This window comes from Hymenobacter sediminicola, assembly GCF_014250515.1.
GTDB classification, from domain to species: Bacteria; Bacteroidota; Bacteroidia; order Cytophagales; family Hymenobacteraceae; genus Hymenobacter; species Hymenobacter sediminicola.
Genome location: NZ_CP060202.1, coordinates 1,245,696 through 1,259,355 on the forward strand (window position 1 = coordinate 1,245,696; position 13,660 = coordinate 1,259,355).

A 13,660-nucleotide genomic window follows, 5' to 3' on the forward strand; every position below is an offset into this window, starting at 1 on the left:
GCCGGGTTAGTTCCAGGGGGCGGCCGCCGCAGCCTGAGCGGCACGACGGGCGTCATACAGTGTACGAAAGGTAGCGTATTCGGCCGGGGAAAGCAATGGGCGCAATTTGTCCAGCGACGCCGTTGCATATTCACTCAAACCGGCAGGTATGGCGGCCAGCGCATACGCCTTCAACAACGGTACAGACTCCGGACTGACCTCCAGGGCTGCTTGCAACGCGCCGTACGCTCCCAGGTAGTCTTGTTGCCGCGTATAGAAATCAGCGGCGGCCAGCATTCCGGTTTCCAGGAAAGGAGCTTCCTGGGTTAGCCGGCGGTAGAGCTGGGTTGCCTGTTTGGGTTGCTGGCGGTAGTCGGCCAAGGCGGCTTGCAGGTAGAGGCGGTAGGGTTGCTCGGCCGGCAGGAAGGTAGCCGAATCCAGCAGGGTAGACAGTTTCTTAAAGTAAGTAGGGCTCAGGGCTGCGCAGCCCAACAGCGCCCGCCCATACACGATATTGCGCTGCGAAGCTAAGTCGGGCGCAGAAGTGCGGAGCGGATGAGCTTTCAAAATGCCGGCTGCTTCCGGGGCGTGAATACTTGCCACCCGGGCAGCTTGGGCTAGCAATGCCACATCGTAGGCTGTAGGAGAAGCTATTTTTTCGATATAATAGCCGTACCAACTATATCCGTCTAACTCTTGTAGCATCTGCTGCCCGCGCAGTACTAGAAACTGCGCTTTCAACGAGTCGGAGCTAGCCTGAAAAGCCCGGTAATCTTTGTTGAAATTCGCGGCTAGCACTTGTTGCAAAGACTTCGCCACGGGCAGCAAAGCCAAGTCGAGACTTTTCACAACGGCTGCCACTTCTGCTTGCGCCGAATCTAGCTGCTCATTCAAAGCCAAAGCATACGCCCGATTCAGGCGGGCTTCGGGGTAGCCGGGGCCGGTGCGGGCTGCAGCGGCGAAGCCGGTAGCCGCCGCGCCGGGCGCGTGCATTTCCAGTAGCCACAGCGCCGCCAGGTTTTGGTAGTAAGCCGCACTGAGTGTGTTGCCGGCCATGAGAGGGGCCAAAGTGACCCGCGCAGGCATGGCTTGTCCACCGTAGTGCTGCGTCAGAGCTTGCAGAAACGTTAGCTGCTCGAAATACGACTCGTTGCTGGGCCGCTGCACCAGTTTCGTGAGAGCCAGTAGGTACGTAGTATCGTGGGCTGTAGCCCGGCGCAGAGCAGCATGGTAAAGGCGTGCAAACTCTGGCACAGTCAGGTTGGCCGCGGAATCAGGTGCAGGCAGCTTCGGTAACTCTACTTTTACGGTAGGGGCTTCTTGAGCTAGCAGCAGTACGTTGCTCTGCCAAGCCGCATCGGTTTCTGTCGGGGTGGCCTGGACCAATTCCCGTGCTGCGCTGAATTGCTTGTTCTGCAGCAGGAAAGCCAGCCGGTTTGTCTGGATTACTGCGCTGCCTGGGTCAGCGGCTTCGGCCCGGTTTAGGTACCAGTTTACTGAGTCGGAGAGGGTGGAGCGGGAGTAGAGATGAGCGAGGTCGTTGTTAAGACGCGCGCTGGTAGGCGCACTTTTCAGTCCTTCCCGCAACGCGGCCAGCCGGTCGAAGAAGTCAGTAGGCTCGTTGTAGAGCGAGGCGAGGCGTAGGGAAATCTTTTCGGATGGCCGCCTGCTCAGGGCCCGGCGCAGAATATTGATTTCATTCTGACGCTGCAGCCGGAACCGATACAGCGCGGCGCGACCCAGGCTAGCCTTGTGGTTGTGTTCGTCCAGAATGTCGCTCTCGGCGTAGTAGCGCTCCGCCAGCAGGGCTAGTGCGTCGCGGTTCGGTTCTAGCTCACTCTGTAGGCGGGTCAGGTCGCCGAGGTTGTTGTAGTAGCCGGCCTGCACCTGATACACCGTTTCGGTGTTGTTGCGCAGATCTACCGCTATTACAGCCCCAACTCCGATTACATACACGATGAAAAATGGCAACCGGCGCGGGGCATATACCACCCGATATACCCGCAGCCGCTGCCGGATGAGCGGCGCATAATTGAGCAGGATATACGCCAGATATGCCAGCCCACAAGTGAAGAGTGCTAACGCCGTAAAATGGCGGGCCGCCAGCAGGAGTGGGTCGTTGGCGGTGGCGAAGGCATAGCCAACAAAGGCCGCTGCCAGCAGCACCAGCACCAGGTACAGATACGCCGCGCCGGGCTTGTAAGGCAGCCAGTCGCCGTAAGACGCCTCGCGCCGCTGCAGCCCCAGCCACCCGATAGCCACGGCAGGCAGCAGCAGAACCAGCGGGTCGAGGTGAACACCCGGCAGAATCAGCAGCTCGCCGCCGTTCCACAGATACAAGCCCAGCGTGCCCAGATACAGTAGGCTCGCCAGCACAAATGGCAGCAGCCCGAAGCGGCTGCCCGGGTTTTCGGCCTGGGTATTAAACCATAACAGCCCGTTGATATTCTCTATTGCTACCCACAGCACCAAGAGGGCCGTGATAATAGCCCCACCATTCGTGGTGAAGCTGGCCAGATGCAGGGCAGTAGCCTCCAGCGGCAGTTCGGACCGGGAAAGCAACAGCGCAGCCAGCCCGGCCACCAGCACCAGGAATACCAGCAGACGGCGACCCAGCGGTATAGTCTCCCAAAAAGCATGGAAAGCGTAGGCTGGCAGCCCCAGTACCAGCAGCATCAGGATCAGGAAATACTGGTGCTGAGAATTGAAAATGCCCAGCAAATCAGCATTTAGCGACATGAGCAGGAAAATCAGCCCTGCCATGCCTGCCACAAACGCCATACGCGGCAGCGTGCTGACGACAGTCAGGAAATAGACCAGCGCCCCGGCCAGCAGCAGCAACAGGGCATAAGCCGCTTCTGGCCGAACGTAGGGCCCCACCAAGTCGTGGGTTTGGGTAAGTAGATATCCATTCACGCGTACCGGCAGTGCCGCCACGCCTACCCGTACCTGCGACAGCACAGTAGGCACTGGTTTGAGCTGGGCTACCGCCTCCACGGGCAAGGCCGCGTCGTCGCCAGTGAAGTAATGGTAGATGGCCAACAGCACAGCCAGCGCCGTCAGCAGAAAAAGGCCCAGCCACAACGGGCTGCGCCACAGGGTGGTGCGAGGAGCAGGAAGAGAAACCGGCACTTGACGCTATTCCAGCACTTTTGGTACGCGGAAATAATCGGAATCCTTACGCGGCGCGTTGCGCAGGCCTTCCTGGTGGCTCACCGTGTTCTGCGGCTCATCGGGGCGCAATACGTTGATTTCGTGCGACAGATGGACCAGCGGTTCCACATCGGTAGTGTCGAGCTGGCGCAGGTGGTCTACCCAATCCAGAATTTTGTTCAGCTCGCCAAGCAGTTGCTGCTCTTTGGATTCGTCGAGTTCGAGGCGGGAAAGGTGGGCCAGTTGGCGCAGGGTGGCTATGTCGGTGCTCACAGTTGAGGAAAGAATTAGAAGTAAATATCAGGAATTGGAGCTGGCCAACTCAGATTCTTTTTTTGCAGCCGGTTGCTCTACCGCTGGAACTGCCACTGGCCGCCGCCAACTGCTCTGTTCCGGAATGCCTTTGGCTGTGGCCCGAAAACCGCTGGCAATAACGTCGTGGGCACGTTGGCGGAGCGCGGGTGCGTCGGCGGCAGTAAGGCCAGTAGTTGGAATCGGCTCGTGTAGCGTGATGGCCAGCGGCGAGTAGCGCACCCGCAGGCCGTCAACATCGGGCATGAAACGGTGGTTCAGCGGCATGGTAATGGGCACGATGGGGACGCCGGTAGCAATAGCCAATTGAAAAGCCCCATCCTTGAACTCGCCCATTTCCTCACCGGGTTTCTTGGAAATCGAGCCTTCCGGAAAGATAACCACTGAGCGGCCGGCTTCCAGCGTGCGGCGTGCCTGCACCATGGCCCGGCCCCGGCTGATGGCGTTGTCCCGGTCGACGGTGATGTAGGCCCGCCCGAAAATAGGCCCCCAGACCGGCACCTTGGCCAGAGAGAGTTTGCCCATGATGTTGAGCCAGCCAGGAATCGTGCGGAACAGCAGCGGAATATCGATGTAGGAGCTGTGGTTGGCCACGTATACGCAGGGCTGGCCAGCAGGCAGCGGGTTTTTCCTCACCGTTTCTACCGGCATGCCCCACATAAAAATGAACAGCTTACTCCAGTAGCGGTTCAGGGTATGCAGGTGTCGGTGCCACTGCGGTTTCTTGCTTAGAGCCAGCTGCAGCGGATACGTTACCACAAAGGGCATAACGAACCAGAACGTGGCCCACGTGGTGTAAAGCCGATGACCGATGTAGCGCAGAAGGTACCGCATGGGTACAAAGGTAAAATTCAAATGCTGAAGTGGCGGACTTGTAAGGCCGCGCGCCAGGACACTACTGGTTTTAGGGGCGTGCAAGTCACAATAGCCTAGCGCGATATTTAAGAGGGAAAGGCTGTTTTATGCCCTCTTATTGTTTGCGGCTGGCCAACACCTTTTCCGCTTTCAGCAACCCCGCCACACTCACGGCATCCGTAATACGGTTGTCCATCACCATCTGCACGGCATCGGCCAGCGGCAATTTCCAGAGGCGTAGGTCCTCGGTTTCTTCGGGTTCTACTTCGCCGTACTCTAGGTCCTCGGCCAGAAATACGAACCCCTCTTCATCGGTCACGGAGTTGGAAGTATGCAGGCGCGCAATATTGGTCCAGCGGCGGGCCAGCAGGCCGGTTTCCTCGCGCAACTCACGTTGCGCCGATTCCAGCGTGTCCAACTCTACTGGGCCGCCGCCCATCGGAATTTCCCAGCTATACTCGCTGAGTGGGTAGCGGTATTGGCCCACCAGCCACGTATTGCCGTCCGCATCAACTGGCACAATTCCCAGTGCCTTGTTTTTCATCGTCACGACGCCATAGATGCCCCGGCCACCGCTCGGGTTGAGGACTTGGTCTTCACGGACACTGATCCAGGGGTTGTGGTATTTGACTTCGGTGCTGAGCACCTGCCAGGGGTTGTGAGTTTCGTCGAGCGAATCGTCAGGGTAGCGCATGCAGAATAGAAGAAGAGCAAACTGTAAAAAGTAAAGATAAGGCCGCGGGGGTTGGGCATCCATCGGGCCAAGTGGCAGATTGGTCGGCAGAAATAGGCAGTTGGCCAAATAAAATGGGGCAAACTTCTGGTTGTGAGTAGCTTTGTTTCATCAATACAAGGTGTGAGGGCGTTTTGTGGAAAGGAAGGCCTCTCTTACACCGTGCCGGATTGATGCTAGGAGTAGGGTGGATGATTACTTATTCAACCGGCACCGTATTTAAAAAGACCGTTGCGGGATGCGACGGTCTTTTTGCGTTTTAGAGGCTGAAAAACTGGAGGCGCCAAGATTCTGTTTCAACCTCCCGCCCGGCTGCGCCGTACCATTTCAAAGCCGACCGTTCACCTTCCGGTCGGTTCTGTTTTTCTATGGCCAACCAACCCAAAAACCAGTCTAGCCAGAATCACAACGCCCAGCCCGGCGACCCGCTGTTCAATCTTAAGCATGCGCAGGCCGAATCGGAGCTGAGCGTACAGACCAACGGCCTCGGGCCAATTAGCAACGTATATGTGAGCTCCGATGAGGACGAAGAGCTTGATGAAGGACCACGCGACAAGCAAGGCCTGCGCCGTGGAGAAACGCCCCCCAGCGACGGTTCTGCTGCTGGCAGCCACAAATAGATACTTGTAATATTGTTTTAGATACTACCTAGAAAGGCCTCTCCGGGTGCTAAGGCCACCGGGGAGGCCTTTTTGTGTGCGGGGTATCTGTTGGCGCTATCTTTGTCGCATGTTGCTCGCCTCCCATACCGGTCTTCCGCTCGAAGCGGGGCTCGATGAAGCCGGCCGGGGCTGCCTGGCTGGTCCTGTTTTCGCCGCCGCCGTCATTCTGCCTCCTGATTTCTCACCGGCTTACCTCAACGACTCCAAGCAGCTCAGTGCCCGCCGCCGCACCGCCTTGCGCGCCGATATATGCCGCGAAGCAGTGGCTTGGGCGGTTGCTGAGGCCTCGCCCGAAGAAATAGCGGCTATCAACATTGCGCAAGCCAGTTACTTGGCCATGCACCGGGCTGTCGATGCTTTGGCTGTGCGCCCGAGCCACTTGGCTGTTGATGGGAACCGGTTCCGGCCATATGCTGGTCTGGAGCACACCTGCCTCATCAAAGGCGATGCGCATTACCGTCATATTGCGGCAGCCTCCATCCTGGCCAAAACGTTTCGGGATGAGCGTATGAGTGAGCTAGCCTTGCTCTACCCACATTATGGTTGGGAGCAAAATGCCGGATATCCTACTACTCGCCACCGCACCGCTATCCGGCAGCATGGGCCTACCGAACACCACCGTATGGGCTTTCGGTTGCTGTGAATAGAGTAAAAGGCAGAACGCCGGCCCGTACAAAGTACAGGCCGGCGTTCTGCTTTCTTTGAGGCGTTGCTCGCTACTCTTTCATCTTCAGCAGGTCTAGAAAGAGGCTGAAACCATCGACGGTAGTGCCGCCTTCCCCGAAACTATCGAAACTGAGCGGCTTGATGATATAGCCGCTTACAGCCAGTTCCTGCGCTTTCAGCCGTTCCGAATCCAAATCGGAGGTTGTCATGATAAACACGTTCAGGCTGACAAATTCCGGGTCTGAGCGGAGCTGCTCCAACAGTTCCAGGCCGTTCATACGCGGCATGTTAATATCGAGCATCACTACGCTCGGATGCTCTATCTTAGGCTGTCCAGCCTCGCCACGCAGCATATTAAGGGCTTCGCGGCCATTGCGGGCAATGTGCAGCGGTACGTCGACGTTGTTCTTGCGAAGTTCGCGCTGCACGTTCATGATGTCCATCTGGTCGTCTTCGACCAAGAGAATACTGGGCATGTCAGGTGCGGATTGAGTGGATAAAAGTAACCCAGGCAGGCAAGCTGCTGGCTTAGGCTATACGGCAGAGGTCGATTTTGGTGCCGATATAGTGGCAGTGTTGCGTTTTTCTGGCACTGGCCGAGGTTGACGAGGCCATGTGAAAATGAACGTAGCACCCTTGCCTTCCTCCGATTCGACACGGATGGTGCCGCCCTGCCGCTCCACTATTTTTTTCACAATAGCCAAGCCTACACCAGTGCTTTCCAGCGTGTCGCGCTCCGTCAGCGTCTGAAAAATGACAAAAATCCGCTCGTGATATTCCGGCGCAATGCCCGGGCCATTATCAGCGACAGAAAACGTGAAAAAGTCCTTGTCCTCTACGCACCCAATGCGCAACAGCGCCGCTTCGGGCTGATGATGATATTTGACAGCGTTGCTGATAAGATTGGTAAACACCTGCTGAAGCTGCACGCGGTTGGTGACCAGGGTTGGCAGATAAAAGGGAAGCTCCACTTCGAACCCATCTGGCAGACTCAGCGAGTCGATGATTTCGCGCAGCAGTTGCCGCACAAACACTGGCTCGTCGGCCTGGGCGGCGCGGCCTACCCGGGCCAGATCCAGAATGCCCGTGATGAGGTGCTCCATGCGGCGCACACGCTGGCGCATCAGAAGCAGAAATTCTCGGATGTGGGGCGGAGTATCCTTGCCCATATCCTCCTCAATCCAGCGCGAAGCACTTTCGATACCCCGCAATGGTGCTTTCAAATCGTGTGATACGACGTAGGCAAACTGGTCTAGCTCCTGATTGCGGCGTTCCAGCTGGTTGATGTTGCCGTTGATGGTAATGGCCATCTGATTCAGGGACGCGGCCAGCTCACTCAACTCGTCATCCTCAGTCTCATGCAGCTGGGTGTGGTAGTGGCCCGCCGCAATCCGCGCCGACATCGAAACCATGGTTTGAATACGGCGGCCAATGAGGCGGACTACATACGCGGCCCATACCAGCCCGAGCAGAATAGCTAGCAGCGTGATGCCAATAGAAATCTGGCGGGTTTCGCGGATACTCTGCTGCAGCTTGACAGCCTGCTTTTCGCGCAGCTTCAGCTCTTCCCGGTCGAAGGCCGCAAACAACACCCGAATCTGGTCCATGAGGCGCTTGCCCTGCAGGCTCTCGGCCAGTGCCCGGTGCTCTACTCCCTGCAAGCCGGCCTGGTTGGGCAGGCGGCGGCGTGCTTCCCGCTTCTCGCCCACAAGCAGGTGCGAATAGTCGAGCCACTCGCGAAAAAGCTGCCGGCCCCGCACAATGCGTGCCCGTTGCCCAGACGAGGGCTCCAGCGTAGTAAGCAGATGCTCGAAATGCCCCAGCAAATACCGCTCGCCTTGGTGGTAGGGCTCCAGAACTTCTTCCTTGCCGATGAGCATGTAGCCCCGGAAGCCGGTTTCCATATCCACGATGTTGCGCATGAGCGTAGCTGCTTCGGCCGACGTACGCTGGGAGAGTTGCACCCGGCGGGCATTGCGCAGCACTTTGCGGGAAAGCTGGTAGTTGACGACTACCACGCCCACAAACAGCAGCGAAATCACCAAAAAACCAGCAAACAGCTTCGTAGAAATCTTCAGCTTCATGCGCTAAACAACAGGGTGGGCAAGCAGAATAACTCAGTGACCCGTACGCAGCTTCTGTTCCATAGTTTGCAGCAACTGGGTAATGTGCTCGGCCAGTCTGTCGATGGTCGGCAGCCCGGCCAAAGCAGCATCCGTTCGGCCCTGTTTGTGCAGGTCCATGAGGCGGTTGGCTTCTTCGTGCACCTGAATATGCAGCCGGTCCAACTCGTGCGACTCAGGCAGGTGCTTATAGGGGCCCAGTGCTCGGTCCCGGATCCAGTGCCCAAAATTGCACTGGTGCGGGTCGCGGATGGGTCCTTGGCTGATGCCGCTGCCATAGAGGTAGGAGCGGAGCTTGGATTTGAACAGCAAATGCTTCACCATGCCGGATTCAAAATCCTGCTTCAGTTCGTCAGTCATACAGTAAAATAGCAGAAGGAAGCGTCCCGGTCAGACGGCGTACCGGCCGCTCTGCAAGCAGCCACGCATAAAAAAAGTAAAAGCATACGCCCAGCAAAGATACTACATGCATAGTGCCGCGCGGAAATGGCTAATTTCGCCGGGCCAACTTCCCCGGCCCACCACTACTCCCACAGTTCTTCCCATGAGCGAAACTCTCAAGACCGTTGTCCTGAATGATGTGCACCAGCAGCTAGGTGCCAAAATGGTGCCTTTTGCCGGCTACAATATGCCTGTGCGCTACTCCTCCGACCTCGACGAGCACCACACGGTACGCCGCGCGGTTGGCATCTTTGATGTATCGCACATGGGCGAGTTCCGGGTGCGCGGGCCGCATGCGCTTGACCTGATTCAGCGCGTGACCAGCAACGACGCCAGCAAGCTGCAGGATGGCAAAGCCCAGTATTCGTGCCTGCCCAACCAAGAAGGCGGCATCGTGGATGACTTGCTGGTGTATAAGATGGCCGATGAGGACTACCTGCTGGTTGTCAACGCCTCCAACATCGACAAAGACTGGAACTGGATCAGCCAGCACAATACCAATGGCGCCGAAATGAAAAACGTTTCGGACGAAATCAGCCTGTTTGCGGTGCAGGGGCCCAAAGCCCAGGCCGCCTTGCAAGGCCTCACCGACACAGATCTGAGCAGTATTCCGTACTATTCATTCGTGCAGGGTACGTTTGCCGGGGCTCCTGATGTCATTATTTCGGCTACGGGATATACTGGTGCGGGTGGCTTCGAGCTGTACGTGCCCAACCAATATGCCAAGCAGGTGTGGGACAAGGTGATGGAAGCCGGCCAGCCCTACGGCCTGAAACCCATTGGCTTGGGTGCCCGGGACACACTCCGCCTGGAAATGGGCTATTGCCTCTACGGCAATGATATCGACGACCAGACGTCGCCGCTGGAAGCTGGCTTGGGCTGGATTACTAAGTTCACCAAAGACTTCACCAACGCCGATAACCTCAAAAAGCAAAAAGAAGCTGGCGTAGAGCGTAAGCTGGTAGGCTTCCTGATGGACGGGGCCGGCATTCCGCGTGGCCACTACGAGCTGGTAAACGAAGCCGGTGAAAAAATCGGGGACGTGACGAGTGGCACCCAGTCGCCTAGCCTGAGCAAAGGCATCGGGATGGGCTACGTGAAAACTGAGCTGAGCACGCCGGGTAGCAAGATTTTTGTGCTGGTGCGCGGCAAGCAACTGCCGGCCACAGTTGTGAAACTGCCTTTCGTGAAAGGCACCGAGGAGGCGTAAGCATCAACCGGCTTTGTTGTCGTCAGTTCTCTACTGTCATTTATCTACACTGTCATCCTGACTGTCATCCTGAGCAGCGCGAAGGACCTTCTTACGTCAGCACGAGCCGTTTCAATAGGTATCGTTTGCACGTAAGAAAGTCCTTCGCGCTGCTCAGGATGACAGTTTTTCTTCGCTCAGTTTTCGCATGCCGACTCTTGATATCTGCTTCTCACCGGAGCTGCTGCCTCTCTACAACCTGACCGGCCGCGTGGCCGTGGTGGTAGACATTCTGCGGGCCACTTCTTCCATCGTGACAGCGCTGGCACAAGGTGTTGCGCATTTGGTACCGGTAAGCGAGCTGGCCGAATGCCGGGCGCTGGCTGCCAGCGGCTACCTAACCGCCGCCGAGCGTGATGGGCGGCAGGCAGAAGGTGTAGACCTGGGCAACTCGCCCTTCGGCTACTTGGATGGCCTTGTGCTGGTGCGCGGCCGCAAGGTGGCCATCACCACTACCAATGGCACCCGTGCCCTGCACCTGTCGCAGACGGCCGATACGGTAGTGGTAGGGGCGTTTCTGAACTTGGCGGCAGTAGTAGCGTTTCTGCGCCAACAGAACAAAGATATAGTGGTGGTGTGCGCCGGGTGGAAGGGCAAGTTCTGCCTCGAAGACACGCTCTATGCCGGAGCGCTGGCCGCGCGTCTCGCCGATACCTTCGATACAACGGACTCAGACGCTACACTAGCTGCTCTCGACCTGTGGCACACTGCGGCGCCCGATGTGGCAAGCTACCTGCTCAAATCGTCGCATGTGCGTCGCCTCAATAGCCTGGAGTCGCACAAAGACATGGAGTTCTGCGTGCGGCCGGATGTTTACGACATCGTGCCCGTATTCCAGAATGGTCGGATTGAGCTGCTGTAGCACGCTACACAGTCATCCTTTGTGCTGCTCAGAATGGCAGATTGATGTGTATAGCGGCTGCTTTGCCTAAAGTAGTTTCTCATTGTTGCGGTGGCGGTCCGCGTCACGCATGGTTTTCTTGGCAAGGTTGCGCCGGAGGGCTTCAGTCAGGTCGACGCCGGTCTGGTTGGCCAGGCAAATAACCACGAACAACACGTCGGCCAGTTCATCGGCCAGGACTTTGTCCTTATCCGATTCCTTGAAGGACTGCTCACCATACTGCCGGGCAATAATGCGAGCTACTTCGCCGACTTCCTCCGTGAGCATGGCCATGTTGGTTAGCTCGTTGAAATACCGGACGCCGGTCGTCTGAATCCACTGGTCAACAGTTTGCTGAGCTTCTTCGATGGTCATGGTGGTAGATTGGAGGGTTTTAAATTCTGACAGCGCCTTCTGTATAGACGAGGATAACCAAGCGGCAAGCTTGCTATTCCATTAAGCCGTTATTCCGGTGAGTCCAGTACAATGGTGACGGGACCGTCGTTCAGCAGCTGAACCTGCATATCTGCCCCGAACTCGCCGGTAGCAACCGGCTGACCGAGTAGCTGCTCCAGTTGCCGCACAAACTGCTCGTAGAGCGGAATAGCAATAGGTGGCGGTGCGGCCCCAATGTAGCTGGGGCGGTTGCCTTTGCGGGCATCAGCCAGCAGCGTAAACTGGCTGACGACCAGCACCTGCCCACCTACATCATGCACCGAGCGGTTCATTTTGCCTTCCTCATCGGAAAAAATGCGCAACTGCGTGAGCTTCCGCGCCATCCAGTCGAGTGAGCTGGATGTATCAGTAGGAGAGAAGCCGGCCAGCACCAGCAGGCCGGGGCCAATCTGGCCGGTAATGCGGCCTTCTACGGTGACGCTAGCGTTGCTGACTCGCTGTATAACAGTGCGCATAAGAGGAAATCAGAGTATATAGCGAGCAGCGCCAAGGCTTCCGCTGGCTTTCTTCACGGGTAAAACTAGCATCTTGCAGCCTCTCTTGCCGCTTTTGATTGTGCAACTAGTTTCCCGCTTCTCTGCTTTCTGGCTTCCGCTGCTGGCGCTGGCAACTCTTGTAGTGGTGCGCCTGCACGGCCTCACGCTGGCTGCCTTGCCTGATTATGATTCGGTACGGAACTGGGAGATTGTACGTGAAGTAGCTACTGGCAACCTGCAGAACCTGTTTCACCACGGCAGCCCGGGCTTTTCGCTGGTGTATGCACCTGTCGCCTGGTTCACTGCCGACTATCGTGTGTTTCAGCATCTGAATGCGCTGGTGGCCGTAGCGGCGCTGGCTTGGCTGGTGCAGTTTGTGGCCCGGGAAGTCCGCTTGGCGGCGTGGGAAGCGGCGCTGTTGCTACTTTTTGCGGGCACTTCGGTGTTCCTTACTTTCTCCGGACGCGACTTTACGGCCGGCTCCTGGAGTCTGCTGCTTTTTGTGGGACTATTGCGGGCACACTACCAGCGGCTGCAGCAGCCTAGCCCTACAACAATAGTCCAAGCAGCAGTATGGCTGGCGCTAGGCCTCAGTATCAACTATAAATTCCTGCTGACACTCCCAATTCTGCTGCTGCTGGAGTTGCTGTACGGTGGCCGGCTGCTGTGGCAGCCTCGCACGCTGTGGCGCGTAGTGGCGGTGCTGCTGGCGCCCTACGCTGTGCTTGGCTTACTGGGAATGGCAGGTGGAGTGCCCTGGTACCGTTGGGAAGCAGTGTACTACAATCTGGTGTTTCCGGGAGCCAGCAACGCCGCTGGCCGTGCCGGTCATCTGCGCTTCGACGGACTGTATTATCTGCGCTTCCTCTGGGACTTTGAGTCGCCGGTAGTGCTGCCTGTGCTGGCAGTGGGGGTGGCGTGGCTGGGGTGGCGCTACGGGCGGCGTTGGGAGCTACTACGGCTAACGCTTGCTTGGTATCTGGCGGTATGGGCCAGCTGTTTTCTGCTAGGAATGTCGTTGCTGCTGAAGGCGCCCCGTGGGTTGCTGCTGGCGTACCCACTATTCTACATGCTGGCGTTTCTGCTACTACGGTGGGCACTTCGTAGTCGGTTCGGGTTGGCTGGCACGATGATACTGGGAACGGTAGCTGCCTTGGCTACTGGCTTCAACCTATACCGGGTGCAGCAGGAAATATATGCGTACCTGCCTACCCACTACGGAAAGGTAGCCACTTGGCTACACCAGCAGCAGCGTGGCCGCGTGCGGATAGCCAGTACTGTTAGCCTGGGCCTACGCCCGTTTTTGCAGGACACGGATACGGTAGCGGTTGCCATGAGCGACGTACAACTGCAGGAGCTGAGGCAGAAGGGGTATCGTTTCGTGCTGCTCGATGCGGCTTGGCGCGTGGCCGGAGCAGCTCCTTTTACTTCCCTTGCACACTACACTCCGTTGGCAACCTGGTCTGAGCCGCTGCTGACTTCGCCGCTGCTTTTCCTGGAGCATTCGGAGTATACGGGCTTAGGGTACAGCGCCACCCTGGCCCGGCAACGTGCGGCCCGCCTCGATTCGGTGCAGCTGCGCCTGTACCGTTTGCCGTAGAGCAGCCGGCCAACTAGGTAAAAAAGAAGCGCGGCACCTTCAGGAGCCGCGCTTCTTTTGCCAAACAAAGGTGCC

General features: G+C 57.7%; 14 protein-coding genes. 5 read left to right on the forward strand and 9 right to left on the reverse strand.

From position 1 onward, the window contains the following. Positions 1–6: 6 nt before the first annotated feature. From H4317_RS05325 to H4317_RS05340, 4 genes are all read right to left on the reverse strand, one after another. Complete coding sequence (locus H4317_RS05325) at positions 7–3,111, reverse strand: tetratricopeptide repeat protein (RefSeq protein WP_185889110.1); 3,105 nt, start codon at positions 3,109–3,111, stop codon at positions 7–9. 6 nt (positions 3,112–3,117) lie between these two features. After that, positions 3,118–3,405: an Asp-tRNA(Asn)/Glu-tRNA(Gln) amidotransferase subunit GatC gene (gene gatC, locus H4317_RS05330; protein WP_185889111.1), complete on the reverse strand. Its 288-nt coding sequence runs from the start codon at positions 3,403–3,405 to the stop codon at positions 3,118–3,120. A 27-nt stretch (positions 3,406–3,432) separates the two neighbouring features. Continuing rightward, on the reverse strand, positions 3,433–4,278 hold the full coding sequence (locus H4317_RS05335; RefSeq protein WP_185889112.1) for a lysophospholipid acyltransferase family protein: 846 nt from the start codon (positions 4,276–4,278) through the stop codon (positions 3,433–3,435). A gap of 136 nt (positions 4,279–4,414) precedes the next feature. Continuing rightward, a complete protein-coding gene (locus tag H4317_RS05340) occupies positions 4,415–4,993 on the reverse strand; it encodes an NUDIX domain-containing protein (protein ID WP_185889113.1) in 579 nt (192 codons plus the stop codon). 407 nt (positions 4,994–5,400) lie between these two features. Here H4317_RS05340 and H4317_RS05345 point away from each other — a divergent pair, with 407 nt between their 5' ends. Next, complete coding sequence (locus tag H4317_RS05345) at positions 5,401–5,652, forward strand: hypothetical protein (protein WP_185889114.1); 252 nt, start codon at positions 5,401–5,403, stop codon at positions 5,650–5,652. 109 nt (positions 5,653–5,761) lie between these two features. After that, positions 5,762–6,337: a ribonuclease HII gene (gene rnhB, locus H4317_RS05350; protein WP_185889115.1), complete on the forward strand. Its 576-nt coding sequence runs from the start codon at positions 5,762–5,764 to the stop codon at positions 6,335–6,337. 73 nt (positions 6,338–6,410) lie between these two features. Here the strand turns inward: rnhB and H4317_RS05355 are convergent, their stop codons facing one another. From H4317_RS05355 to H4317_RS05365, 3 genes are read right to left on the reverse strand one after another with little or no spacing between them, the layout of a single operon-like run. Then, the gene (locus H4317_RS05355) at positions 6,411–6,836 is read right to left on the reverse strand and encodes a response regulator (RefSeq protein ID WP_185889116.1); all 426 of its coding nucleotides are present in this window, start codon (positions 6,834–6,836) and stop codon (positions 6,411–6,413) included. 57 nt (positions 6,837–6,893) lie between these two features. Then, positions 6,894–8,444, reverse strand: coding sequence for a sensor histidine kinase (locus H4317_RS05360; protein ID WP_260625829.1), 1,551 nt, complete (start codon positions 8,442–8,444; stop codon positions 6,894–6,896). Positions 8,445–8,477: 33 nt separating this feature from the next. Further along, positions 8,478–8,843 carry a CZB domain-containing protein gene (locus H4317_RS05365; RefSeq protein ID WP_185889117.1) on the reverse strand — a complete coding sequence of 122 codons (366 nt, stop codon included), beginning with the start codon at positions 8,841–8,843 and terminating at the stop codon, positions 8,478–8,480. 184 nt (positions 8,844–9,027) lie between these two features. On the opposite strand from H4317_RS05365, the gene gcvT reads away from it, so the two are divergent. Both gcvT and H4317_RS05375 read left to right on the forward strand, forming a co-directional pair. Beyond that, positions 9,028–10,134, forward strand: coding sequence for a glycine cleavage system aminomethyltransferase GcvT (gene gcvT, locus H4317_RS05370; RefSeq protein ID WP_185889118.1), 1,107 nt, complete (start codon positions 9,028–9,030; stop codon positions 10,132–10,134). Positions 10,135–10,321: 187 nt separating this feature from the next. Beyond that, positions 10,322–11,035, forward strand: a complete 714-nt coding sequence (locus tag H4317_RS05375; RefSeq protein WP_185889119.1) for a 2-phosphosulfolactate phosphatase — start codon at positions 10,322–10,324, stop codon at positions 11,033–11,035. Between the two features lie 66 nt (positions 11,036–11,101). On the opposite strand, the gene H4317_RS05380 is transcribed toward H4317_RS05375, so the two are convergent. Next, positions 11,102–11,428, reverse strand: a complete 327-nt coding sequence (locus tag H4317_RS05380) for a nucleotide pyrophosphohydrolase (protein WP_185889120.1) — start codon at positions 11,426–11,428, stop codon at positions 11,102–11,104. Between the two features lie 89 nt (positions 11,429–11,517). Next, on the reverse strand, positions 11,518–11,964 hold the full coding sequence (gene dtd, locus H4317_RS05385; protein ID WP_185889121.1) for a D-aminoacyl-tRNA deacylase: 447 nt from the start codon (positions 11,962–11,964) through the stop codon (positions 11,518–11,520). 100 nt (positions 11,965–12,064) lie between these two features. On the opposite strand from dtd, the gene H4317_RS05390 reads away from it, so the two are divergent. Further along, on the forward strand, positions 12,065–13,585 hold the full coding sequence (locus H4317_RS05390) for a hypothetical protein (RefSeq protein ID WP_185889122.1): 1,521 nt from the start codon (positions 12,065–12,067) through the stop codon (positions 13,583–13,585). Positions 13,586–13,660: the final 75 nt, after the last annotated feature.

What these genes read in the sequence shown, in the direction of transcription:
- H4317_RS05380 (WP_185889120.1), bottom strand. Translation starts at nt 11,428, where the DNA reads ATGACCATCGAAGAAGCTCAGCAAACTGTTGACCAGTGGATTCAGACG.
- rnhB (WP_185889115.1), top strand. Translation starts at nt 5,762, where the DNA reads ATGTTGCTCGCCTCCCATACCGGTCTTCCGCTCGAAGCGGGGCTCGAT.
- gcvT (WP_185889118.1), top strand. Translation starts at nt 9,028, where the DNA reads ATGAGCGAAACTCTCAAGACCGTTGTCCTGAATGATGTGCACCAGCAG.
- dtd (WP_185889121.1), bottom strand. Translation starts at nt 11,964, where the DNA reads ATGCGCACTGTTATACAGCGAGTCAGCAACGCTAGCGTCACCGTAGAA.
- H4317_RS05365 (WP_185889117.1), bottom strand. Translation starts at nt 8,843, where the DNA reads ATGACTGACGAACTGAAGCAGGATTTTGAATCCGGCATGGTGAAGCAT.
- H4317_RS05375 (WP_185889119.1), top strand. Translation starts at nt 10,322, where the DNA reads ATGCCGACTCTTGATATCTGCTTCTCACCGGAGCTGCTGCCTCTCTAC.
- H4317_RS05360 (WP_260625829.1), bottom strand. Translation starts at nt 8,444, where the DNA reads ATGAAGCTGAAGATTTCTACGAAGCTGTTTGCTGGTTTTTTGGTGATT.
- H4317_RS05340 (WP_185889113.1), bottom strand. Translation starts at nt 4,993, where the DNA reads ATGCGCTACCCTGACGATTCGCTCGACGAAACTCACAACCCCTGGCAG.
- H4317_RS05355 (WP_185889116.1), bottom strand. Translation starts at nt 6,836, where the DNA reads ATGCCCAGTATTCTCTTGGTCGAAGACGACCAGATGGACATCATGAAC.
- H4317_RS05335 (WP_185889112.1), bottom strand. Translation starts at nt 4,278, where the DNA reads ATGCGGTACCTTCTGCGCTACATCGGTCATCGGCTTTACACCACGTGG.
- H4317_RS05345 (WP_185889114.1), top strand. Translation starts at nt 5,401, where the DNA reads ATGGCCAACCAACCCAAAAACCAGTCTAGCCAGAATCACAACGCCCAG.